This is a genomic window from Acinetobacter terrae (assembly GCF_013004375.1).
Lineage (GTDB): Bacteria > Pseudomonadota > Gammaproteobacteria > Pseudomonadales > Moraxellaceae > Acinetobacter > Acinetobacter terrae.
Genome location: NZ_JABERI010000020.1, coordinates 1 through 24,242 on the forward strand (window position 1 = coordinate 1; position 24,242 = coordinate 24,242).

General features: G+C 39.5%; 21 protein-coding genes and 3 pseudogenes. 13 read left to right on the forward strand and 11 right to left on the reverse strand.

Annotation, left to right across the window (positions count from 1 at the left end):
* Window positions 1–374: pseudogene (locus tag HLH14_RS08860) on the reverse strand (alkyl hydroperoxide reductase subunit F); the annotation flags it as partial.
* A gap of 269 nt (window positions 375–643) precedes the next feature.
* On the opposite strand from HLH14_RS08860, the gene HLH14_RS08865 reads away from it, so the two are divergent.
* A complete protein-coding gene (locus tag HLH14_RS08865; RefSeq protein ID WP_067725963.1) occupies window positions 644–865 on the forward strand; it encodes a DUF1653 domain-containing protein in 222 nt (73 codons plus the stop codon).
* 63 nt (window positions 866–928) lie between these two features.
* Entirely contained in the window at window positions 929–1,519 is a 591-nt protein-coding gene (locus HLH14_RS08870) for an O-methyltransferase (RefSeq protein WP_067725965.1), read from the forward strand.
* 86 nt (window positions 1,520–1,605) lie between these two features.
* On the opposite strand, the gene HLH14_RS08875 is transcribed toward HLH14_RS08870, so the two are convergent.
* Together HLH14_RS08875 and ahpC are read right to left on the reverse strand one after the other, a co-directional pair.
* Window positions 1,606–1,812 carry a KTSC domain-containing protein gene (locus HLH14_RS08875; RefSeq protein WP_067725967.1) on the reverse strand — a complete coding sequence of 69 codons (207 nt, stop codon included), beginning with the start codon at window positions 1,810–1,812 and terminating at the stop codon, window positions 1,606–1,608.
* Window positions 1,813–2,077: 265 nt separating this feature from the next.
* The gene (gene ahpC / locus HLH14_RS08880) at window positions 2,078–2,641 is read right to left on the reverse strand and encodes an alkyl hydroperoxide reductase subunit C (RefSeq protein ID WP_067725969.1); all 564 of its coding nucleotides are present in this window, start codon (window positions 2,639–2,641) and stop codon (window positions 2,078–2,080) included.
* A gap of 561 nt (window positions 2,642–3,202) precedes the next feature.
* On the opposite strand from ahpC, the gene hrpA reads away from it, so the two are divergent.
* The 5 genes and pseudogenes from hrpA (at window position 3,203) to HLH14_RS08905 (ending at window position 12,955) form a co-directional block, all read left to right on the forward strand.
* Window positions 3,203–7,090, forward strand: a complete 3,888-nt coding sequence (hrpA, locus tag HLH14_RS08885; RefSeq protein WP_214645738.1) for an ATP-dependent RNA helicase HrpA — start codon at window positions 3,203–3,205, stop codon at window positions 7,088–7,090.
* Between the two features lie 25 nt (window positions 7,091–7,115).
* Window positions 7,116–8,225: a beta-ketoacyl-ACP synthase III gene (locus HLH14_RS08890; protein ID WP_067725973.1), complete on the forward strand. Its 1,110-nt coding sequence runs from the start codon at window positions 7,116–7,118 to the stop codon at window positions 8,223–8,225.
* Window positions 8,226–8,236: 11 nt separating this feature from the next.
* A pseudogene (locus HLH14_RS08895) lies at window positions 8,237–8,991 on the forward strand (lysophospholipid acyltransferase family protein).
* A 153-nt stretch (window positions 8,992–9,144) separates the two neighbouring features.
* Window positions 9,145–11,151 (forward strand): hypothetical protein, encoded by a 2,007-nt coding sequence (locus HLH14_RS08900; protein ID WP_067725975.1) that lies wholly within the window; start codon window positions 9,145–9,147, stop codon window positions 11,149–11,151.
* A gap of 88 nt (window positions 11,152–11,239) precedes the next feature.
* Window positions 11,240–12,955: an AAA family ATPase gene (locus HLH14_RS08905; RefSeq protein WP_067725977.1), complete on the forward strand. Its 1,716-nt coding sequence runs from the start codon at window positions 11,240–11,242 to the stop codon at window positions 12,953–12,955.
* Between the two features lie 94 nt (window positions 12,956–13,049).
* Here the strand turns inward: HLH14_RS08905 and HLH14_RS08910 are convergent, their stop codons facing one another.
* The gene (locus HLH14_RS08910; RefSeq protein WP_067725979.1) at window positions 13,050–13,997 is read right to left on the reverse strand and encodes a 3-carboxyethylcatechol 2,3-dioxygenase; all 948 of its coding nucleotides are present in this window, start codon (window positions 13,995–13,997) and stop codon (window positions 13,050–13,052) included.
* 453 nt (window positions 13,998–14,450) lie between these two features.
* Between HLH14_RS08910 and HLH14_RS08915 the strand changes: the two genes are divergently transcribed.
* Window positions 14,451–14,813, forward strand: a complete 363-nt coding sequence (locus HLH14_RS08915) for a hypothetical protein (RefSeq protein ID WP_067725981.1) — start codon at window positions 14,451–14,453, stop codon at window positions 14,811–14,813.
* Between the two features lie 73 nt (window positions 14,814–14,886).
* Here the strand turns inward: HLH14_RS08915 and HLH14_RS08920 are convergent, their stop codons facing one another.
* Window positions 14,887–15,090: a hypothetical protein gene (locus HLH14_RS08920; protein ID WP_067725983.1), complete on the reverse strand. Its 204-nt coding sequence runs from the start codon at window positions 15,088–15,090 to the stop codon at window positions 14,887–14,889.
* A 235-nt stretch (window positions 15,091–15,325) separates the two neighbouring features.
* Between HLH14_RS08920 and HLH14_RS08925 the strand changes: the two genes are divergently transcribed.
* Window positions 15,326–16,246: a LysR family transcriptional regulator gene (locus HLH14_RS08925; RefSeq protein WP_067725985.1), complete on the forward strand. Its 921-nt coding sequence runs from the start codon at window positions 15,326–15,328 to the stop codon at window positions 16,244–16,246.
* A 65-nt stretch (window positions 16,247–16,311) separates the two neighbouring features.
* Here the strand turns inward: HLH14_RS08925 and HLH14_RS08930 are convergent, their stop codons facing one another.
* On the reverse strand, window positions 16,312–16,980 hold the full coding sequence (locus tag HLH14_RS08930; RefSeq protein WP_067725986.1) for a hypothetical protein: 669 nt from the start codon (window positions 16,978–16,980) through the stop codon (window positions 16,312–16,314).
* A gap of 20 nt (window positions 16,981–17,000) precedes the next feature.
* Window positions 17,001–17,708 carry a hypothetical protein gene (locus HLH14_RS08935; RefSeq protein WP_067725989.1) on the reverse strand — a complete coding sequence of 236 codons (708 nt, stop codon included), beginning with the start codon at window positions 17,706–17,708 and terminating at the stop codon, window positions 17,001–17,003.
* 385 nt (window positions 17,709–18,093) lie between these two features.
* Here HLH14_RS08935 and HLH14_RS08940 point away from each other — a divergent pair.
* A pseudogene (locus tag HLH14_RS08940) lies at window positions 18,094–18,473 on the forward strand (GGDEF domain-containing protein); the annotation flags it as partial.
* A gap of 1 nt (window position 18,474) precedes the next feature.
* On the opposite strand, the gene HLH14_RS08945 reads toward HLH14_RS08940, so the two are convergent.
* Entirely contained in the window at window positions 18,475–18,927 is a 453-nt protein-coding gene (locus HLH14_RS08945) for a DUF441 domain-containing protein (RefSeq protein WP_067725992.1), read from the reverse strand.
* A gap of 139 nt (window positions 18,928–19,066) precedes the next feature.
* On the opposite strand from HLH14_RS08945, the gene HLH14_RS08950 reads away from it, so the two are divergent.
* The gene (locus HLH14_RS08950; RefSeq protein ID WP_067725995.1) at window positions 19,067–19,777 is read left to right on the forward strand and encodes a pseudouridine synthase; all 711 of its coding nucleotides are present in this window, start codon (window positions 19,067–19,069) and stop codon (window positions 19,775–19,777) included.
* Here HLH14_RS08950 and HLH14_RS08955 read toward each other — a convergent pair.
* The 3 genes from HLH14_RS08955 to HLH14_RS08965 form a co-directional block, all read right to left on the reverse strand.
* Complete coding sequence (locus HLH14_RS08955; RefSeq protein ID WP_067725996.1) at window positions 19,770–20,213, reverse strand: GNAT family N-acetyltransferase; 444 nt, start codon at window positions 20,211–20,213, stop codon at window positions 19,770–19,772. The genes HLH14_RS08950 and HLH14_RS08955 overlap by 8 nt on opposite strands.
* A gap of 90 nt (window positions 20,214–20,303) precedes the next feature.
* A complete protein-coding gene (locus HLH14_RS08960; RefSeq protein WP_067725999.1) occupies window positions 20,304–20,639 on the reverse strand; it encodes a type II toxin-antitoxin system RelB/DinJ family antitoxin in 336 nt (111 codons plus the stop codon).
* Between the two features lie 115 nt (window positions 20,640–20,754).
* Entirely contained in the window at window positions 20,755–21,660 is a 906-nt protein-coding gene (locus HLH14_RS08965; RefSeq protein ID WP_067726001.1) for a pseudouridine synthase, read from the reverse strand.
* Window positions 21,661–21,811: 151 nt separating this feature from the next.
* On the opposite strand from HLH14_RS08965, the gene tsaE reads away from it, so the two are divergent.
* Together tsaE and mutL are read left to right on the forward strand one after the other, a co-directional pair.
* The gene (tsaE, locus tag HLH14_RS08970) at window positions 21,812–22,288 is read left to right on the forward strand and encodes a tRNA (adenosine(37)-N6)-threonylcarbamoyltransferase complex ATPase subunit type 1 TsaE (RefSeq protein ID WP_067726003.1); all 477 of its coding nucleotides are present in this window, start codon (window positions 21,812–21,814) and stop codon (window positions 22,286–22,288) included.
* The gene (mutL, locus tag HLH14_RS08975) at window positions 22,281–24,239 is read left to right on the forward strand and encodes a DNA mismatch repair endonuclease MutL (protein ID WP_067726005.1); all 1,959 of its coding nucleotides are present in this window, start codon (window positions 22,281–22,283) and stop codon (window positions 24,237–24,239) included. Before tsaE ends, mutL begins: the two co-directional genes overlap by 8 nt.
* Window positions 24,240–24,242: the final 3 nt, after the last annotated feature.

Consider the following 24,242-nt stretch of genomic DNA (forward strand, 5'->3'; position numbering starts at 1 on the left):
GATACGAATACGTCAAAGTCAGAGGTCAAATTCAAGCCCTTGATTTGTGCCAGCACTTCATCCGAGACTTTCGGTGCATAACCCGACACTTGCAGCAAGGCCAGGATCAAGGAGGTAAATTCATGCCCCATCGGCAGACCGGCAAAGTTCACCCGTGGTTGCTCACCGGCTTTGGCAATCCCGAAGCTTGGGGTGCGTTTGTTAGTGCCATCAAAACGGGCTGTTACCTGATCCGACAGCGCAGCAACCTCAGTCACCAGTTCCTTGATCTTGTCCGATTTGTCAGAAGCATCGAGGGATGCCACCAGTTCAATCGGGCTTTCCAGACGTTCCAGTAAAGTTTTAAGTTGCGCTGAAGTATTTTGGTCTAACATGGCTAAGGTCTCCAGGGGAGTAAATGCTTATTGAATAAGGCTATATTAGGATAAATGAATAAACAGGTAAAACAATTCATTTTAATGTAAATAATCGGATAAATAGATTATATGTTTATCTACGTGATTTATCTTTCGATATTAAAGATAAGGGTTTAATGTGAATATTCAAGTATTTATTGAATATTTCATAGAAAGAATCAGGTTTATGTCATGATCAATAGAAATTTTGATTATGATGAGGGAAAATTTTTCATAGGTAAGAAGTAATGGATCTTAAATCTGGAATTTATCAACATTATAAAGGCAATTTATATCAGGTGTTTCATGTGGCAACACATAGTGAAACGCGTGAAAAGCTAGTGGTATACCAGTGTTTATATGGTGATTATTCGATGTGGGTGCGTCCTTTAGAGATGTTTCAGAAAACGGTCACTCTAGCAGATGGCCAAGTCGTTCCTCGATTTAAATTGATTCAAGAAACTTCATAAGCATAGATTTTTGTTATAGATAAGCTAGACTCAGAATAACCGCCGAAGATAGGGACATCTGCCATGAGCATGAGTTTGACATTCCAACAACGCATGCAAGAGTTGTATCAAAGTTTTATCAAATTTGATGCATTACAACATGAACGTATTCAGCGTTATCGAAATATTGAGCCTGATTCTGCATTATTTTTAGCGATGCAAATTCGTATCCAGCAATCGAAAACAATTTTGGAAATTGGAACGTCTACAGGCTATTCGACTTTATGGCTGGCGAATGCCGCGCAAAATACGCAAGGACATGTGACCACCCTGGAAATAGATCAATCGCGTACCACTCAAGCTCAACAATATGCTCAAGAGTTGGCATTGGATGATGTCATTGATTTCTGGGTGGGGGATGCGCAAAAATTTCTTGAAAAGAGTACCGATCAATATAATTTTATCTTGTTAGATGCCGAGCGCGATGCCTATGTTGGGTATTGGGCTTATCTGAAAAATATGATTCATCCGCAAGGCGGTGTTTTAATTGTCGATAATGTCATCTCTCATGCGGCAGAAGTGAAAAGCTTTATTGAACTGGTCAAAAATGATGGGCGTTTTATCACCATGACCCTGTCTATAGGCGCGGGTTTGTTTATGATTTGCTATAAATAATATAAATAAAAAAAGTCATCATTTTATTGTTAGGCTGAGCATAATAAATCAGGGAAATGACCCTGATTTATCGTATCTGATTTACGTTATTGAATTGAAATACGGGTAAAGTGCACATCGTATTCTAAGTATTTTTGTACAAAAGCGGTTTTATCATTACAGCGCAATAAATTATTATAGATAAATTCAGGAACCGGGTGATATAGCTCGCCTGATCCGTTGTTATAAAAAATTTTCAAATAGCGTGAAGATGCATTGTATTTGTAAGAAGTGACGACAAGCATTGTTCCCATAAGCGCCCCTCATTTTGTAGGGATATAAAGCAGCACTACATTGACTGCATAGTTTGAACTTAAGATAAAAAGATCAGGGCATGTATAGCAGAATTGTAATATTTATCATAAAAAGAATGCTGTTAGATCAACATCAGTCCTGCTTGGAATTTATATCATCATGATTTTAATTTAGCTGAAAAATTGAATATTTAAAGTTTTATATAGACCATAAAAAACCACGCTAAAAAGCGTGGTTTTTTGAATCAGTTCAATCTAATAGAAATTAGATTTTACCCACTAGGTCGATTGAAGGAGCTAAAGTAGCATCGCCTTCTTTCCATTTAGCTGGGCAAACTTCACCTGGGTGAGTGTGAACGTATTGAGCTGCTTTAACTTTACGAAGAAGTTCTTGAGCATCACGGCCAACACCACCAGCGTTGATTTCAACGATTTGGATTTTACCTTCAGGATCGATAACGAAAGTACCACGGTCAGCAAGACCGTTAGCTTCGATTAATACGTCGAAGTTTTTAGCAAGTGTCCAGTTCGCATCACCCACCATTACGTATTGGATTTTTTTGATTTCTTCAGAAGAATCATGCCAAGCTTTGTGAGTGAAGTGAGTGTCAGTAGAAACTGAATAGATTTCAACGCCTAATTTTTGGAATTCAGCATAGTTGTCTGCAAGGTCACCCAATTCAGTTGGGCAAACAAAAGTGAAGTCAGCTGGGTAGAAAAATACTACAGACCATTTGCCTTTAAGATCAGCTTCAGTTACTTCGATAAATTGACCATTTTGGAATGCAGTTGCTTTAAATGGTTTAACTTCTGTATTAATTAAGCTCATCATTGTCTCCATGATTGAGGTTTGTAATTGATTTCCAAAAGGATAGCGAATTTTTTGTTATTGCTGAAACAGTATTTTTACATTATTGAAATCGGAAAAACCGAATTAACTAATATAAAGCCTACAATTCCACCAAATCTGATTCTTTCATCTATTCAGCTACATAAAAAAGAAGACTGAATGACAAAATATCAGTTTTTCAGCTTGCCTAAGAAGATGAAGGTTCAGGGACTAAAATTCAAGGGTAAAATTTTTTTAAATTAAATTTCTTTTTGAAGCTCGAATCATTTTTAGGCTGAGTAAATGGTGATAAGAAGATAAGAAGAAGTATGTGAACATCATTAAAGAGGGTGAATAGTGTAACTGTTGTTATATATGGCGGATTTTAGTGTGGTTGGCGATCTATTTTCTATGCTTTTGAATATTCTTTACATCAAACGCCATGAATAAATATTTGCTTGTCTTTCTCTCTGCGGCGTTACAGCGTAAAATATTCAGTTCAATTTTTTGTTTTGGGATAAATTACCTGTGTTAAGTCATTTAAATGTAGATCAATGGGTCATGGCACGTGACCGTCATCGTTTAAATCGACTACGCAAAGGTAAAGATGCCAGTGAGGCACAATATCAAGAATTATTTGAAAAATCGAATCATAAAGTGCGTGAACGCCTGTCCCGTGTCCCCAATATCAAACTGAATCAAGACCTGCCGGTTACCCAATATAAAGATAAGTTGATTGAAGCAATTCAACAGCATCAAGTGATTATTGTGGCAGGGGAAACCGGTTCGGGTAAAACGACACAGTTACCACAAATTGCCATGCTAGCCGGACGTGGTTTAACCGGCATGATTGGTCATACCCAACCACGACGACTTGCTGCACGTAGCGTATCGCAACGTATTGCTGAAGAAGTCGGTGAAAAACTAGGTGAATCAATCGGTTTTAAAATCCGTTTTAATGAACAAGGTTCGCAAGATTCAATTGTCCGTTTAATGACGGATGGTATTTTGCTGGCAGAATTGACCAATGACCGATTCCTCACCAAATACGACACCATTATTATCGATGAAGCGCATGAGCGTTCACTCAATATCGACTTTATCATGGGCTATTTAAAACAGCTTTTGCCTAAGCGTCGTGATTTAAAGGTCATCATTACTTCAGCAACTTTGGATGTAAACCGTTTTAGCAGTTACTTTTTCGATGCCCCGATTTTTGAAGTTGAAGGGCGTAGTTTCCCTGTAGAGCTGCGTTATCGCCCGATTTCAGAAATGACGATTGGCGGGAGTGATGACGATGAATTTGATGACTTTGAAGAGAACCTGCCACGTGCAGTGGTGCAAGCGGTCAATGAATGTTTTCAGGATGCGCAGGAAAAAGGTCATCCTGAACATGCGGATATCCTGATTTTTGCCAGTACCGAACAGGAAATTCGCGAATTGCAAGAAACCTTGCAAAAGCATGGTCCACGGCATACCGAAATTTTACCGTTATATGCGCGCTTGGCTTTAGCGGAACAACAAAGGATTTTTAATCCGGGTGGCAGTGGGCGACGCATTATCATTGCCACCAACGTGGCTGAAACTGCCTTAACCGTGCCCAATATTCGCTATGTAATTGACAGTGGTTTTGCCCGTATTTCACGTTATAGCTACCGTTCTCGTGTACAGCGTTTACCGATTGAAGCAGTGTCGCAAGCCGCAGCGAATCAGCGTAAAGGTCGCTGTGGTCGTATTGCACCGGGTGTGTGTATCCGACTGTATTCAGAAGATGATTTCCAGAGTCGTCCTGAATTTACCGAACCTGAAATCAAGCGTACCAATCTGGCATCTGTAATTTTGCAGATGCAAAGCCTGAATCTGGGCGAGTTGGAAAGTTTCGATTTTATTGAACCGCCAGATCATCGCTTGGTGAATGATGGTCGCAAGCTGCTTATTGAGCTTGGGGCGATGAATGAAAAAAGTTCTCCTAAAGCTGAAGCTGAAAAGCAAGATTCAACTTCTTCCGCTTTTAATAAAGGTGGGACACATGGCGGCTTAACCAAAATCGGTCAGCAAATGGCGAAGATGCCGATTGACCCACGTTTGGCACGCATGATTTTAGGCGGTGCACATTTTGGTGTGCTGAATGAAGTCCTGATTATTGTTGCAGCGCTGGCGGTACAAGATCCGCGTGAACGTCCGGCAGATAAACAAACCCAAGCCGATCAGAAGCATGCGTTATTTAAAGAAGGTGATTCTGACTTTTTGTTCTACATCAAGTTATGGGAAACCTTGCAGAATAACCGTGATTCGATGAATGAAAAAAAACGTCGTGATTTTGCTCGCCAACACTTTTTAAGCTGGTTACGTTTGCGTGAATGGAAGAAAACCCATGAGCAACTCTCTGAACTGGCTCAAGGCTTAAAGCTTTCCTTTAATGATAAAAAAGCCAGTTATGAAAACCTGCATCGGGCTTTATTGACCGGTTTGCTTTCGTTTATTGCCAATAAAACCGATGAAAAAAATGTCTATATGGCAGTGCGTCAGCAAAAAGCCCGTATTTTCCCAGCATCGACTTTACATAAAGCCGGTGCATCCTGGGTGATGGCTTTTGAGATGGTAGAAACTTCTCAAGTTTATTTGCGCACTTTGGCAAAAATTGAACCGGAATGGATTTTGCTGGCTGCACCTGATTTGCTGAAGCACCACTATTTTGAGCCACATTGGTCGAAGAAAGCCGGCATCGTCAATTGTTATGATCAAATTTCTTTGTTTGGCTTAATTATTGAACCGAAGCGTTTGATGAACTATGAAAAGGTCGATCAGCCGGCTGCGCATGAAATCTTCCTGCGTGACGCTTTAACTACCGGTAATTTGGGTATCACGCCGCCATTTTTAAAGCACAACTTGCTCAAGCTTGAAGAAGTGGAGCGTGTTGAAGATAAACTGCGTCGCCGTGATCTGGTGGTGGATGAAGAAACCATCTATCAGTTCTATGCGTCTAAAGTCCCTGAAGAGGTGGCGAGTCGTCGAACATTTGAAGACTGGCGTGCAACGGTTGAGCCGCAAAATCCACGTTATTTATTTGTCGATGATGATGCGTTGTGGATGAATGATCGTCCAACGACACAACAATTTCCTGATTACTTGCACAACGGTTCTTTGCGTCTGGCAGCGAGTTATCGCTTTGACCCAAGCCATGATGAAGATGGCGCTACGGTTAAAATTCCGGTACAGGCATTGCCACAGGTTGACGAAAATATCTGGTCATGGGGTATTCCGGGCTGGCGTCAGGATTTGATTGAAGCGTTGTTGAAATCACTGCCTAAAGATAAGCGTCGTAACCTGGTGCCGATTCCGGATACTGCGCGTAAGCTGATGAATGGCATTGATGCAGTACATTTACGTGAGCACATTTTCAGTTATTTAGCTTTTCAGTTACGTGGTGAACAAATCACTGCAAAAGATTTCTCCTTTGACCGGGTTGATCAGTATTTATTGCCGTTCATTAAAGTCATTGATGAAAAAGGTCGGGTGCTTGAGAAAGGCCGTGATCTGGCTGAACTTAAAGCGCGTTGTCGTACTGAAACACATAGTCCTGTGAAGCAACTTAAAGGTGAATTTAAAACCTTCCCTGACAATTTTACTTTTGAAGCATCGCAAAAAGTGACAGGGGTGATTGTTAAGCAATATCAAGCCTTGGTTCCGACCAAAGCATTTGCAGAGCTGGATGCAAAAGATGAATCTGGGGTAGTGATTCAAACCTTTAATGATCAGGCTGAAGCCATTCGTCAGCACCGGGAAGGGGTGATTCGTCTGGTTTATATGCAGTTGGGTGACTTGGTTCGTCAACTGAAAAAACAGATTTCTAAACCGCTGGCTTTAGCCTATTCACCGCTGGGTGACAAAGCCAAACTCGAGCAAATGTTAGTTTATGCCACACTGCAGATGACAATAAATGATCTCCCTGTCAATGCTGAAGAGTTTCAAAACTTGATTTTAAATGTAAAAAAATCTTTCCTAATTCATGGACAAGAGGCATTATTAATACTCAGCGATATTTATATCCAGTGGCAGGATATTCGTCGGAAATTGTTGGTTTTAGACGATTCTCTGTTTGGTAAAAATATCGATGATATTGAAGATCAGCTTGATTTGATGAATCTTTCCAACTGTGTGTATGTCAAATCTTCGGACATCTGGCAGGAATTTCCACGTTATTTGAAGGCATTGGTCTTGCGTTTGGAGCGCTTGCCAAATAACCTGCAAAGGGACAATTCTGCCATTGATCAAGTTGACCCATGGATGGAAAAATTATTTAAGTTTAAAAATGACGCTCGCCTGAAAGAACTGTACTTCATGGTTGAAGAATTTCGCATTTCTTTGTTCTCACAGCCAATGAAAACAAAGATGCCGATTTCTCCAACCCGATTGCAAAAAGTATGGGATCAATTAGGCATCAGTTAACATAGCGGAATATTAGGAGTTTTACATGGGCATTCGTATTACAGGTACTGGTCTTTATCATCCAGAAGAAGCCATTAGCAATGAAGAATTAGTGGCAAGTTTAAATGCTTATGTGGAACAGTTTAACCACGACAATGCGGACAAAATCGCAGCGGGTGAAATTGAAGCGCTTCGCGGTTCAAATGCAGAATTCATTGAAAAAGCATCCGGTGTTAAAAGTCGTTATGTTGCTGAAAAGTCAGGTATCCTAGATCCAAAACGTCTATATCCACGTTTGCGTGAACGCAGCAACGATGAACTTTCCATTCAAGCAGAATGGGGCGTGACTGCAGCCAAACAGGCGATGGAAAATGCCGGTGTAACTGCAGAAGATATCGATGTGGTGATTCTGTCATGTTCAAACATTCAGCGTGCTTATCCTGCAGTTTCAATCGAAATTCAAACTGCTTTGGGTATTGAAGGTTACGCCTATGACATGAACGTTGCCTGTTCTGCTGCAACCTTCGGCTTAAAGCAAGCGGCTGATGCGATTAAATGTGGTGCACGCCGTGTATTATTGGTAAATGTTGAAATTACTTCAGGTCATACCGATTTCCGATCACGTGATTGTCACTTTATTTTTGGTGATGTTGCAACAGCATCAATTATTGAAGATACGACCACTAAAACTGGTTTTGAAATTGTAGATACGCATTTATTCACTCAATTCTCAAACAACATTCGCAACAACTTCGGTTACTTGAACCGTAGTGAAGATGCGGTTGTAGATGATAAATTGTTCCGCCAAGACGGTCGTAAAGTCTTTAAAGAAGTGTGTCCACTGGTTGCGAAAATCATTACCAAGCAACTTGAGAAAAATGAAATCGCACCAACCAACGTAAAACGTTTCTGGTTGCACCAAGCCAATGCCAGTATGAATGACCTCATTTTAAAATATGTAGTCGGTAAAGATGCTGATCGCGCGCTTGTGCCAATTATTCTGGATGAGTTTGCCAATACTTCTTCTGCAGGTGTGATCATTGCGTTACATCGTACAGCACATGAAGTGAATGATGGCGAGTACGGTGTACTTTGCTCATTCGGTGCAGGTTATTCAGTCGGTTCGATTCTGGTGCAAAAACACGTTGTTGCATAAGGAACAATACATTGCAGGTTGAGCATGATGCCAGATGGATTAAACGCCTAAGTACGCTATCTAAACTGTATTTCACGCCAACATTTTTCGGTACTGAACATATTGATGCATCCAAACCTGCAATGTATGTTGGGAACCACACCCTATATGGGGTGTTTGATTCACCGATCCTGATTGATTATTTATTTAATTATCATAAAGTGGCTGTGGTCAGTATTGCTGATCATGGCCATTTTTATTTGCCGGGTTGGCGTACCCTGTTTAAAAAATTCGGTGCGATGGTAATAAAGAACATATCCGTGCAGCGATGCAACAGGGTTATTCGATCCTGGTCTTTCCAGGCGGCGGTCGGGAAGTCTTGAAGAGAAAAGGTGAAGCCTACCAGCTGATCTGGAAACAGCGTTATGGTTTCTTAAAACTGGCGCAGGAATTTAACTACGACATTGTTCCATTTGCAGCATTAGGTGGCGATGAAGTCTTTGAACTCGGTTTTGATGCCAATCAGATTATTGAAAGTAAATGGTTTCAAAAGCTGTTGAAAGTACCTCAACTGGATAAATTACTTCGGCATGGTGACGTGATTCCATCCTTGCCTAAAAACCTTATTCCAAAACGCGTACCCTTTTATTTTCAGTTTATGCCACGACAAAATTTAATGCATATTGAAAATGCTGAACAATTAAAAGATTTTCGTGATCAGATTCAGCAACAAATTTATGCCGGATTAGAACATTTAAAACAACAACGTGAAATTGAGAAAGCTTGAGTAGGCTCGGTGAATATTTTATATAATGGATGATTAAATCGTTAAGCCTAGATGAATTGCCGAGCAGGTTTGATTAAATTCTCAAGTCAGCATACAGTAGCTTCATTCTATTATTAAATTCATCTCAGGATGGTTGTTTAATTTGAGGCGAGTATGGAACAGGATCGTTTAGTACCGCAGTATCAATTGGTTGCGAAACAGTTACTCAGAATTTCTAAAAATCTAAATGAAATTTTTCAGGATCAGCTCCGTATTGTCGGTGATCTGAATGCGCAAAATATGTTTCATATTGATCAAGAGCGGCATGCTGTAAAAATAGCCAATGGTTTATTTCAACTCCAATTTCATGCACCAGACTCAGATCTGAAAAGCATCTTGCAGTGTGATTTTACTTGTTTGGGACAAAAAGCAGAAGCATTAGAAGAATTTATACTGCATGATCTATATTTTTTAACTGGCGATTTAAAGCCGCAACATTCGCTTTTTTTACGTCAAAAAGCCCAACAATTACGACAATTATTACTTGAGCAGATTTATGTATGGGTTAATGGAGCTGAACGGGTCAGTGCTTATTTAAAATGTCTGTGCATAGATGAAGCTGAAATTATTGATCAGCTGATGATGAATGCAGAGATTTATCACTTGAAAATTCTGAGCGATTATGTACTGCATAAAACGGCATTACCTGAAGCTATTGTTCAAATGCTGCAACAGATTTGTTCTATTCAAATGGTGTGTGGTGATGAGTTTTTACCACTGCAACCCTTGATGGAATGTCTGGATGAGTTTTGTTTTAGTGCCTCGCAGTTTTTACCTGCCGCCATGTATCGCATTATGGCACTGTCATTTGAAGAGCGTTTCAATTTAAATGAGTTAATCGATCATCAAGATGATATCCATTTGCTATATCGTCATGCGCAAGAAAAAACACAGTTATTAGGTTTTGTCCGTTTAATGCGACGCGAACTTTGGCAACGGGATGATTTATTGTCAAAGCATAATTTTCTTCATGCGACCTCTACAGTTTGGCAAAAGAAAGTTGCCAAACTGCCATTATTTGATTATCCACGTGCAGTGAATTGGTTATTTAAACAATCCAGTGAGGTGCTGGATTGGTTAAGTACTCATATTCAACACAGCAGTGTCAGAGTTGCTGTGACAGCTTTAAGTTTTGTAGATACCAGTCGGGTTCACCCACAAGTCATTTTGGCCACCTTACAGTATTTTCAGCATTCTTCAGCGCGCATGTATATTCATAGTTGTCACTATTTTGCCATGCAAGAAGCCTTGTTTGAGCATGAAAACAATCATAGTGTGGTGTTAAAGGGGCAGCGGCAAGCCCTGGATGATCATCGGATCGCGATTAGTCCTTCTATTTTGTATTTAGATGAATGGATGGAGCTCATGCGGAATGTCGCCAAAGGCAATGAGCAAATCGTTAAGAAGATCTATTTACGTTTAAGTCGGGTGATGCAAGCTTATATGTTGCATCTACAGAAAATAACCCAGGCTTTACCTGAAGACTTAATGTTTTATATCCGTCCTGAAACCCATCAAAATCGTGATTTTTATCCTGTATTACAGCGCTATAAAATGCAGCTGGATGAATTTCGGCAAATCTTTTATTTACGTGATCAGCATACCAGAGTGTCAGTTTTTGATTCCTATGTGCGAGATTATTTGGTCGATTATTTTAGCGACAATAAAATGGTTCTGAAAAGCACAACCTGGATGGGGCTTTTTCATCAAGCCATTCATTGGCATGATCAAATCCAGAAACAGGAAATTATTGCCCAGTTAAAGAAAAATTATGCTAAAGCTGTATGGCAACCGCTAATGGTTGAGAAAAAGATTCAGTTTGCAGGCTGGAGCTTTGAAGAACTTGCGGATTTAGACCGAATTATCGAAGAATCTAAAAGATGCCATCATTGCCTAGCAGTCAGCTATGCACAGCGTATTATGGACGGGGAATATGTGGCTTTTCATATGGCATTGCAATCAGGTACACATCATATGACTCTAGGCTGTCATTTAAGAGATGGGCAGTTGGTCTATGATCAGTTGGAATATCCGCATAATCAAAAAGCTGAATATCTTTTTGTGAATGTCGCTCTGCAATTTATCTCCTGGTTAAATTTACAGTTAATCGCGTTTAAGTGACAGTTGCTGTCGTTAAACTTTTTTCTGTGCTTAACTTTTAGGGAAAAAATCGGTAGGCTATAGCCGTTAATTTACGGTTATAGGTCTTATGAAACAAGAAACTGCACTCAAGCTTTTAAAAGCGGGCGAAAATGTCTTTTTAACAGGTTCGGCTGGTGCAGGGAAAACCTATACTCTCAATCAGTACATCAATTATTTAAAAGCCCGTAAAGTACCGGTGGCGATTACTGCATCAACCGGTATTGCGGCAACCCATATGAATGGCATGACTATTCATACTTGGGCAGGCATCGGCATTAAGGATTTTTTATCTGATGCTGACCTGAAAAACATGAAAGAACGCAAATACTTAAAAGAGCATCTAGAAAATGCCCAAGTGCTGATTATTGATGAAATTTCAATGTTGCATGCCAAGCAGCTGAATTTGGTCAATCAGGTTTTAAAATATTTTAAAGAAAGTGATGAAGCTTTTGGTGGCATTCAAGTGATTGTCGCAGGTGACTTTTTTCAGTTACCGCCAGTCGGTAAAAATGACGAACGCAATCGCGATAAATTCTGCTTTATGTCCGATGCTTGGGTCGAAGCCAAATTCCGCGTCTGTTATTTGACTGAGCAACATCGTCAAGGTAACGATTATTTAAATGACATTTTAAATGCGATTCGTAGTCAAAGCATTACCGCTGAACATTTACAGGCTTTAGAACAAACCCGCCAGCAGGATATTGGTGAAACCTTTACCCGTTTATATACCCATAACATGGATGTGGATGCGATCAACTTTAAGCATCTGAATGCCATTGAAGCGGATGAGCGACAGTTTGAAGCTGTATGTGATGGTAATGACAAGCTGATTGAAACTTTAAAGTCATCAGTGCGTGCGCCTGAAAATCTCACCTTAAAGAAAAATGCCAAAGTCATGTTTGTAAAAAACAACTTTGACATGGGTTATATCAACGGCAGTTTGGGCGAAGTGATTGGTTTTGAAGAAGATGATGATCATGGCATTTTACCTAAAGTAAAACTCACCGATGGCACGGTACTGGTTGTGACACCTGAAACATGGTCGGTGGATAACGATGCCGGTAAAACCATTGCCAGTTTTCAACAAATTCCACTGCGTTTGGCCTGGGCGATTACCATTCATAAATCTCAAGGCATGACCCTGGAAGCGGCTGAAATCAATCTGGCCCACACTTTTGAGAAAGGTCAGGGCTATGTTGCAATATCACGTCTAAAAGCTTTAAGTGGCTTAAAACTGCTCGGGATTAATGAACAAGCTTTGGAACTGGATAGTTTAGCGATTAAAGCCGATCGACGTTTTCAGGAATTGTCCGATGAAGCGGAAAATCACTTTGAGTCGATTGATTTAGCACCGCAACATAAAGCCTTTATTCGTCATTGTGGCGGTACCTTGAATGAAACTGAAATTCAGCGCAATGAAAAGAAAATAACGAAAAGTAGCGGCAAAACCAATTATGCCACTGCTACATTGGATGAAACGCGTGAACTTTTTGTCGAAGGTTATGAAATTCAGGATATTGCGGTTGAACGTGGTTTAACCCCTGCAACGATTATCAATCATTTAGCGAAATTGCATAAAGAGCAGGGTCTGGATATTTCTGTAGCACATCCGGGTGAAGAGGTTGTTGAACAAGTGCGGAAAATTTATAAACGCTTAATGAAACGGCAAAGTCCTGAACATTTTAGTGAAGATGGTGTAATTAAGCTGCGTCCAATTGTGGAAGCAACTACACCGCGTATGGGTTATGATCAGGTGCGCTTGGCTTTGCTTTTTGTTGAATAAGCCTTAATGCTTTGAGCAAAAAAAGGACATCAAATGATGTCCTTTTTATTTAAATCTTTGTTGTGATATGAATGTTTTATGACTCAATCAATGTTTATGCTTTGGGTTCAGCAGTCATCATGCCCATACCTGCAATCCATTCCTGAATCGGTTCATAATAATGCACTTCTGAATCATATTCGCCACTTGCATAAAGTGCTGCGAAGGCTGCAATCCAGGCACGAATTTCCTGACCACCACGTCCGCCATCACGACGAATTTCATCATTAGTCATATTGGCTAAGTAATCAAAATCCGCATTTTTAAAGCGCTGTAATAAGTCTTTATCCCATTCTGGATTCAGTGGGAGCGCTACTGATAAGTCACCACTAGCCAAGCGTTGTCCAACTGCAATGACTTTGGATTGACGATGCTCACGTGCTTCTGCTGTCGGGTTACGGCCAGCAATTAAGAATTCCTGAACTTCGGGTGCTGCGGTGCTAATTTGCGGTGTCGGTGGATCATGTGATAAACCACCAGATCCAATAATTAAAATGCGTTCATCTAAGGTTTTAAGATATTCACCAATCACTTTACCCAGTTCAATCACACGTTTGGTACGTGGCATAGGGGCAGCAGCACCATTAATAAACACCGGAATAATGGGATAACGATCAAGCTGACCTTCACAAAGTAAATCGAGTGGTTGGGTAAAACCATGATCGGCCTGCATCCGATATGAATAGGAAATATCAATATCGTGATCTAAACAGTGTTCAATTAAACCTAGGGCTTTATCTTCTGGAACGTCCAATGGTGCAGGTCCATAGTTCCAGTCACCCGCAGCCGTTGCACGTAAACCGACACAGAAACTTGGCATCAGGTCGTAAAAGAAGCCATTAAAATGGTCTGGACCAAAGACCACAATGAGCGTGGGATCATAGGCTTTAACCTGTTCAGCCAGTTTTTGAAATGTTGCGCGTGCAGCTGCTTCAATCTCTGCAGGAGGAGATGCAAAATCCAGTAACGGCGTGTGCGAGACACATATGAGTTTTATGGGCATTTTTTTCTCTCAAATCTGCATTTGTTAATGATTTGAGCTTAAATATAAAGGGACAGGTAAATACAATATTTATCTTAGATCGAACTATAGGAAAAACATTCATATTAACCAGATGTCGTTAGGTTGATTATTTTTAGCGTATTGAAATATATTTGTTTATTTTATTTCTGATGAGCTTTAGATAGAGTGTATTGAAAAGATCATAGTCAGTTTAGTTTTAATTCCTGCAAGGCTAAGACCAAAGTTCTAAAGGTATTTAGATTTCTAAGTTAGGGATAGTGAAAAAGTTATTTAAAGTTAAATTTTAGGTATTATAAAAGTAATACTTTAACTTAAAAAAATAATTTGTTATGTTGTTTCTGAATAAAAAAAATTGAATAAGTTTTAAAATAGAAAAATAGGATGATTTTTTCTATTACTCAAGACAATTAAAAAAATAAAAGGGAAGAATTTATGAAGCAGTATCAGAGAGCGGCTCTCGCTTTAGTGGTGGCCAAGCTGGAATTTGGCAACACTAAATCCAATATTTATGATTATAACGAAAGTGCATATCCTCAAATAAGCGGCAATGTGAATCAACATGAAGCTAAACTTTATGATTATCAGCGATCAGTCATTTTTGAGGGGCGAAATACCGGTCGAGAGTTTAATTTATATGATTATGGTCATAGCGAATTTATCAGTTTAAAAAAGAAAGGTGTAAAAAAATACGAAGGTTATCATTATGGAAATTCAAGTTATTTCGAGATTACGATTTCGGGTTCTACCTTAAGTTTTTATGACTTTAGCACAGGGCAATATTATCGCTTTTCCTAATAGATGATTCATTTTATCCTAAGTAAATCGAGGTGGAATCACGCCTAAACGTAAAGCATGCGTCAAAATACTGTCATAAAAAAATAAAGTCACCAACCGTCACAAATGAAAGTCCGGCATCAACTTTCACTTTCCAGTTGCTTGCTTCAACCGCTTGTGCTTTAGTCAAAAAATCGACTTGGGTAGATTCGCCTTTCCAGTATGACTCGGAAGCAAATTTAAGTTCACGTTTTGCCCCAACACGTGGGTAGTCAAGAATGTGAGAAGTAATAGTCATGATGTTTTCCCTGTAACGAGATTCTTTTCGTTGAAAAGATCATCGAATAGAACCAAGCATGAAAAAAACTAATTAACTTCGTGGTATATTGAATTATATTCATTATTATTCTTTTGAAAATTTATCTGAGTGCGTATCTTTAAGTAGAGTTATTTTCTATAAAGGTTTTCTCACATGTGGCTTTGCTACATGTCTTGCACTCGGAAAAAGTTTCATTTTGCGGATCCTCCTTCACATGCTAGAAATTCGTCACTTAAAAACTTTAACTGCTTTGCGTGAGCATGGTTCATTGGTGGCTGCAGCCAATGATTTGTGTTTAACGCCCTCAGCAATTTCTCATCAATTGAAAGAACTGGATCATTGGTATGGGGTAGAGGTGGTGAATCGCCGTAGTCGCCCGGTGACTTTTTCTAATGTTGGACAGCGTTTACTCAAATTGGCTGATGATGTATTGCCACAAATTCAGATTACCCAAACTGATATTACCCGTATTGTGCATGGTCAAACCGGGCGTATTATTTTCTCATCTGAATGTCATAGTTGTTTTGACTGGTTGATGCCTTTGCTCAACCAGTATCGTCATTTATATCCAGATGTAGATCTGGACTTTGCTTCAGGTTTTGAATCCAATCCGCATGAACTTTTGCAAAATGCAGAATTTGACATGTTGATTACAGCTGATCCGATTGCATTAAAAGGCATTGAATATTTCCCGATTTTTGAATATGAATCACGTCTGGTTTTATCCAATACCCATCCATTGGTGCGTGCCGAACGTATTACCGTTCAAGAGTTGGCGGATGAAACCCTGATTACTTATCCGGTCGATAAGCACCGTTTAGATATCATGGCGAAACTGTTTATTCCTGCAAATATCCAACCGAAGCACGTACGCACCACAGATTTAACCCAGATGCTGATTCAGTTGGTGGCGAGTGGTCGAGGTATTGCGGCACTTCCAGATTGGGTGGTGAATGAATATGAGCAAAAGGGCTGGGTCACTTCACGCCGTTTAGATTGCGTCTCTGCTACAGGTTTGCGTCGTACTTTGTATGCGGGCTATCGAACCGAAGAGAAAGAGAAAAGTTACTTTGAAGGTTTCTTAAAGCAATTGGCTAAATTCTCGCAAAAGCGTAATCAGTATTATATGAATTAATCCGTATTTGAATGCATTGGCTAGGCATGTGTATACGTTTGTATATTGCGCATGCCTTAAATTGATTATTTACGATTGAATACATCTACAATCAGATTGGTGCGTGTGAGAATAAAGATAAATATCGAGAGAAAGATTGCCATAATGGCTAAATATCGAGTCCATGAATATTTGGAACCTTTTCCTTCCCAAACTTGTAACTGCACGCTTTGAAACTGAAAGTTGCTACGCTCGGTGATTTCAGCATGTGTGGCAAAACTTGAGTCTGATGTATCTTGTGTAGCATCAACAGAAAATGGATCCGAAGCCAGTACCAGTAAGACAGGCTCGTTGGCTTTATAATTATGAGTATCATCTTCACGAAAAGCTTCTGGGTGATAGCCAATTTTGCTCATTCGTTCAGTTCCTCCAATAAAGCGTAATTCTACTTCACCATCTGCAATAGCATAGCCACGAGCTACCATAACAAAACGGTAAGGGTTATTTGCTGCTGTTGCTTCATAGCCGATTGAGAGTTTAGGGCGTTTATTTATATCGGGTTTAGGCATTGTAGTGTTGTTGAGTGCCTCAATTTCTTCAAGGGTGAGATCATATGTACCTATGAGTTGTTGTCCATACTCACCAGGTTTAGGTTCATGAGAAACTTTAGCGCAAGCAGTAAGAACCAGTATTAATCCCCCAAACAATAAGACCTGCGTTTTTTGTAAAATATTTATATTTTTTAAGAGTTCCATAATTATTCCTTTTATTAGGTTTAAAAAATAACAAGCGAGTCATGTTGTTTGAAGAATAGGCGCAACGCCGCACTTTGTTGTTGGAGTGTTGGACGACTTAACATCACATCAAGACTACGTATAATGACGTCACAGCTTTTTGGATTTTCCCCATCGATATCATGCAATAACCAAATATCATCACCAAACTCTGAACGAAGGTCTTTGGAAATTTCGGACCATTGGCTTTTAGCAAAATTTTCATCATAAGGCACAGATGTTTGCTTGTGCTTCAGTACTGCTGTGATTGCCTGTATGGTTTTTTGCTGTGTGGATTTAGAAATGACATTCTGAACTTGAGTAATATCTTTATTATGGCTAGGTGAGGTAATTAGAGCACATGCTTTGTTGCGCCGGGCATCACGCAGTTGCTGAACATAAGCTTCAGACCATTGCACAAGTACAGCATCTGGTAGTTTAAAAGGAATCAGAGGATCGATATTGTGATGTAAGGTTGAAGAAACAAGAGACTTAAAGTTTTGATCATCCATACTATTGTTGGGTAGTTTAATTAATTCACTATAAGTAACAGAATCACCAGTTTCAAAAGCCCGTAGGATTTTGAACTGTTGTAATATTTCTTGTCTGTGCTGAATTGGGCTATCACTGTATTGATATTTATTTTGTTCCTGTTTGGCTTGATATTGATTGATTCCCCAAAACAATACGCAAAAGCCAATAACGGTCATAGTGATGAATTTCATAATGATTATAATGTGCTGTTTTTATCAGTGAATAATATAATATTGTTTGAAATTTAAACACATGTTTTATAGGAAATTTTCGCTTAATTCATTATATTATTCACTATGCAAAGCACAGATCGATTAGATTATAGACCTATCCTTTCTTCATATTTTAGCAATCAGAAAGTAGAAAATTAATCACGTGACATAAAACAGCTAAAACGAGTACCCTGACACGGAGTTAGCCTATACAATTTCTTCGAAAATTTCTAAAATTCATTAACACTTTTTCTTTAAATCTCCTGCATCTTTTTCGGGTCGCTTTATGCCTAAATCTAAAAAACCTTCGCAAGAACAACTAATGTCAGTCATTTAGACACAAACGGCTATTGTGAAGCTTGGACTCGATCTGAATGCAGTCATGACATTGGTGGCTGAACAAGCTCAAAGCATTACCCAAGCCAAAGGGGCTGTGGTTGAGTTGGCTGAAGACGGGGATATGGTTTACTGTGCTGTAACGGGTGGTGCTTCACGTTTTCTGGGCTTGCGTCTGAAACTGCAAAATAGTTTATCTGGCTTATGTATTGCGCAAAATGAAATCTTGTATTGTCAAGATAGTGAGGTAGAGATGCTTTTAAAGTCGGTGATTTACAGATTTTAAGCTTGATCTCAGCTGTGATGTATCATGTAATACAGTTTGGTGCGCAGGAACTTTATAAACTGGCAACTCAAGGTAATCTCCCTGGTTTAGCTAATCGGGCTCACTTTTTTAAGAATGACCAATAAACAGGGTTAATATCCCTGCAGCGATCAAAGGACCAACTGGAACACCGCGTAATACAGCAACGCCTGCAACTGTCCCGATGAGTAAGCCTGCAACTACATCAGGTTGATTGGTCATCAGCTTAACCCCGCGTCCACCCAGCCAAGCGACTAAAACACCAATGGCAATTGCCAGTAATGATTTCCAGCTCATAAAAGATTTTAAAATGGCCTCTCCCGGAATTTTTCCACTAGCAATGGGAGTCAGAACACCAATGGTTAAAATAATGATGCCAATATTTAAACCGTGTTGCTGCAAGTAAGGAAAAAATTCACTCAGCGGTGTAATGCGAAAAACAATCAGCACACCGGCAGCAATCGTGACTGCACTATTATGACTAAAAATACCGCAAGCCAATAAAACCAAGAGAACGATCAGATTCAAATCTAAATTGGACATTATTTTCAGGAGAGTGGGAAAAATAAGACCTATTGTATCGGGTTTTGAGTATAGATTTACTTTAAAGGGTGTGAACAATAAAATTAGTCTGCATTTCAGTATAGAATGCGGCTTTCGTGATAGTTAAAGGATAAGGTTTATGTTCTTGGAAAAGATGTTGCAATCGCAAGGTTTTGGTTCGCGTAAACATTGCCAACAGCTCATTAAAAATGGAGCGATTGCCATCCAAGGTGAAGTTATCACCACTGCAAAACATAAACTGGATTTAAATAATTTAAGTTTTTCCGTGTATGGCGAACGTTTTGATTATCGTGAAAAGGTTTATATCGCTTTAAATAAGCCTCAAGATTATGAATGTTCACATCAAGCCACCCATCATTTTAGTGTGTTTGACCTGTTTGATGATGTGTTGATGAACCGTGGTTTGCAATGTGTGGGCCGTTTAGATCAGGACACCAGTGGGCTTTTATTGCTTACAGATGATGGTCAGTTTCTACAAGTCTTAACCCATCCTAAAAAACACGTGGCTAAAGTCTATCGAATGCAAACCGCTGATCCTGTGACAGAGCAACAAATTCAGCAATTGCAGCAGGGCGTAGAATTGCGCAATGAATCAGGTGTTTTTGCAGCGACAGATGTGATTCAACTTGCAGAAAATGAATTACAGTTGACCATTCATCAAGGCGTTTATCATCAGGTTAAACGGATGTTGGCTGCTGTGGGAAATAAAGTTGAACGATTGCATCGTCAGCAAATTGGGGCTTTAGCGCTTCCTGAATTAGAGCAAGGGAAGTGGATTTATTTAACGGAACAACAGGTAGAGCTGGCCAAGACACGCATGGTTATTTAAGGAAACAATGATAGATTTTAAATTCATCATCTTTCACAAAACCCATTTGCTCATAGAGTTTATGTGATTGGTAATTGGTTTTTTGAGTTTCTAAGCTAATGCGTAGTGCATTTTCATGGCGTGCAAATAAAATAGCTGTATCAATCAGTTGTTTTGCTGAACCCTGACGTCGAAACGTTGGGGTGACATACACATCATCTAAAATATAATAGATGGAACAAGCGACTGAAGAAAAACCTAAATAGAGTAAAATAAAACCGGTAAAGACATCGTCTTTGATATGAATAAAAATCACACTTTCCTGATTTTCAAAGCGTTGTTTTAAGAATTGATAAGACAAATTTATGTTGGAAGAAGCACCATAAAATTGGCGATATTCATCGAATAAAACTGCAAGTGGATGTAAATCTTCTAGAGTTGCGCGTCTTACGATCATTCTATACTCCATGCTTTTTTTGTCTTCGCATGAAGCATAACTAATTTTTTATATTCAGTTTTTTAAAATTTGTTTGTAAATGCAACACTGTTAAGTTTTGTCACTTTCACCCAAAATGGCATTCAGCTCTTCAAACAAATCTAAATGGTCATCATCTAAAATAAACTCTTCGTCAGCATCAACAGATTGTTCTACATCATCATTTAAAGTGCTTTGCTGTTGCTTTAATTTACGAATTTTATACAGTTGCTCAAGGTCAATGCTTTGATTTTCAATGGAAAAGGGGATTGATTTGGTTATAACGACTTGTTTGAAAAACAGTCGAATCGCTTGTGCTGGCGTAATCCCCAATTGTTTAAACACTGCAAAAGCGTGCTTTTTTTCTTGGGAGTCAAGTCTTATTTGATAAACTTCTGTTTTTCTCATGATTTTTTGAATACGTCTAATTACTTAACTTTTCAGCATTTATTTTAATCAAATCTAATGTAATTTCAATATTCATACACTATATTTACGAAAATAAATTGTAATGACAAGTATATTACAATGTCAATTCAAACTTTGATGAAAATTCCATCTCTTTAAAAGTCACTGGATCATTGAAGCGAATATGCTTTGCTAAAAGCTGCAGTGGTGCGGAAAAGTCATCTTCCCTTTTATGCTGTACCACTGGATAAAAAGGATCATTTTTGATGGCGATGCCCAAACTGTTCAAGTGAACACGCAACTGATGTTGCTTGCCAGTGATCGGTTTAAGTTGGTATTTTGCCCAAACAGAATCATGTTCAATTAAATGAATTTCTGTTTCGCTATTTATTTGTCCTTCAACGACTTGCATCGTATAAAAGGGTTGACCTTTTTCCATTCGATAGCGTGTATAACAAGGAAATGTTAAATCTGCATGAAAAGGTGCAATGGCATGATAGGTTTTTTTAACCTGGCGTTGTGCAAACATTTCTTGATAGGCAGCACGAGTCGCTGCCTGTTTCGAGAATAAAACCACACCTGCCGTTTCACGGTCAAGACGATGAATAGGGGTCAAAAATTCATTCCCCGTTTGTTTTTTTAAACGTACTAACAGTGTTTCTTGAACGTACTGACCGGTTGGGCTGATGGTTAAAAAATGCGGTTTATCAATGACCAATAAGTGGTCATTTTCAAATAAAATTTCATGTTCAAACGGAATATGTATTTCATGGGCTAGAAAACGGTAGTAAAACACGTGGCTATTTTCAATATAATCAGAATCAAAACTTAAGATATTCCCTAGGGCATCATAAATTAAACGATCCGCAAAGCGTTGCTGCCATTCATCTGCTGCAATATGCGGAAACTGTTGACACAGATATTGATACACAGTTGCCGGTGCAGGCTTCATTTTAGGAAGAAATACTTTGCTTGCGCTTACGCCATCAATCATTGGCGGAATAAATTCAGTGCTGGTCATGTGATTTGTCGTGGATCAATCTGTCGTCAATAGAAATTAATGATATTTACAATGAAATGTAGGAAAAGTTACACATTTAGAAGTGTGAGCATGGGCAATAAAGCGGTGCGATGCTATCATAATTGGTCTTTGGAATCATGTCGTGAGTAATATGCAGTATTCATTTAATTTAGCCTTGAACAATGAAGACGATACCCAAAATTTAGCACAGGTTTTGGCGCAGCATTTTAGCACGGGCGTGGTTTATTTAATTGGTGATTTAGGTGCAGGGAAAACCACACTGACACGCTATTTTTTGCAAAGTTTAGGGCACAAAGGTGCGGTAAAAAGTCCGACCTATACTTTGGTTGAACCCTATAATATTAACGGTAAAGATATCTTTCATTTCGATTTATATCGTTTAAATGATCCTTATGAACTTGAATTGATGGGTATTCGCGATTATTTGGAAACACCGAATGCGCTATTTTTATTTGAATGGCCTTCAAAAGGTGGCGATGAAATTCCCGAGCCGGATTTGATCATTAATATTGAAAAATCTGAAGATGAACTGACACGTACTGCAAGTTTAAGTTTCTCATCGGCAGCATTAAAACAAGCCTTAGAGAGTCAGTTGAACAATGCGTGATAATTTAAGCGAACGTCGTATTCATACCCTTAATCCTGCACTGGCGAACCAGATTGCCGCAGGTGAGGTGATTGAGCGTCCAGCATCGGTGGTGAAAGAATTATTAGAAAATTCAATTGATGCGGGTGCGACTGAACTTATTATTCGCGTTGAACAAGGTGGCAGTACCTTAATTGAAATCATCGACAATGGTCATGGGGTGCATCCTGAAGATTTAGCCTTGGCGGTCATGCGTCATGCCACCAGTAAAATTCAAACTGTGGATGATTTACAGGCCATTGTCAGTTTGGGTTTTCGTGGTGAAGCATTGGCCTCGATTGCTGCTGTTTCACGTTTAACCCTGACCAGCAGCCAGAATGATGAAGGTATTGGTTATCAGGTTGAAGTGAACGGTACTGCTTTTGATCATCAGGAAATTCAAGCGGTAGCGACGCAAAAAGGCACCCATATTCGAATCCAAGACCTGTTTTTTAATGTGCCTGCACGGCGTAAATTTTTAAAAAAGCAGGGTACTGAGTTTGGGCATATTGAAGAAATTGTCCGTCGTCTGGCATTAATCCATTTTGATATCCGTTTTGTTTTAGAGCATAACAATAATATTCGTTTGAATCTGCCGGTTGCTGATAGTGGTGAGTTGCGTTTTCAGCGTGTTCAGCAATTATTGGGTCGCCAATTTACTGAAAATGCCTATTGGATTGATGCCGATAGCATCAGCATGCGTTTGTCTGGCTGGTTAGGCCATCCATCTGATGCGCGTTCACAAGCAGATTTGCAGTATGTCTATGTGAATGGGCGGATTGTGAAAGATAAAACCATTTCACATGCCTTGCGTATGGCTTACGACGGGATTCTACATGGTCATCAACATGCTGCGTATTTGCTGTTTTTAGAAGTTGATCCTGAAAATATTGATGTCAATGTGCATCCAACCAAACATGAAATTCGTTTTTTAAATCAACGTGAAGTACATGAATTTGTACGTCATTTTGCCAAAGAAACCTTATCTCAGTTTCAAACGGCAAGTGCTGACTTAGCTCAGGCAATGAAAACGCAAGATGAGGCAGCTCATACCCTTCAAACGCAACATCCGCGTTATCAGGAACAGTTTCAACTCCATCGTGCTGTGGAGACTTTACAGCCAGTAATGTCAGTTGAATCATCCACTGATTTATTAACGGATTTTAATGCCAGTAGTCCACAAACCGTTCAATATTCATCCCAGTCTTCACAAAGTCGTTATGCGGGATCACAGCAGCTCAATAATGCCTTGCAAAGCTATTTAGCGCCATTACGTGAATCAACTTCATCGACTGCCGATGCAGCATTGAATCAATTTGAACAAAGTGCAGCCGTTCATGTCGATGAGCATCCATTGGGTATTGCGATTGCACAATTGCATGGAATTTATATCCTGGCGCAAAACACCGAAGGCTTGATTATTGTGGATATGCATGCTGCGCATGAGCGGATTGTGTTGCAGCAAATGAAAGCCGCGTGGGATCAACCAGAATTTTGGACATCACAACAGCTGCTTATTCCCAAAGTCATCAGTATCAGTCGTATGCAAGCCATGCGGGTCGATGAGCTAAAAGATCAGCTTGCACATTTAGGTCTGGAAATTGACCAATATGGCGATGAACAAGTGATTGTGCGTGGGGTGCCTGCCATTTTACATAAGGCCGATTTTGAATCTTTAGTGCCAGAACTGTTGAATGATTTGGACCCAAGTGATGAAGCCCAAGGTTTGCTGCAAAAGCGTGATCAAATTTTGGCGGGAATGGCATGTCATGGCGCAGTTCGTGCGCATCGTATCCTGAGTCTTTCGGAAATGAATGCTTTGCTGCGCCAAATGGAACAAACCGAATTTGCCAGTCAGTGTAATCATGGACGTCCAACCTGGCGTGCATTTCCGCTGTCACAATTAGATAAACTTTTTGCTCGAGGAGAGTAGTTG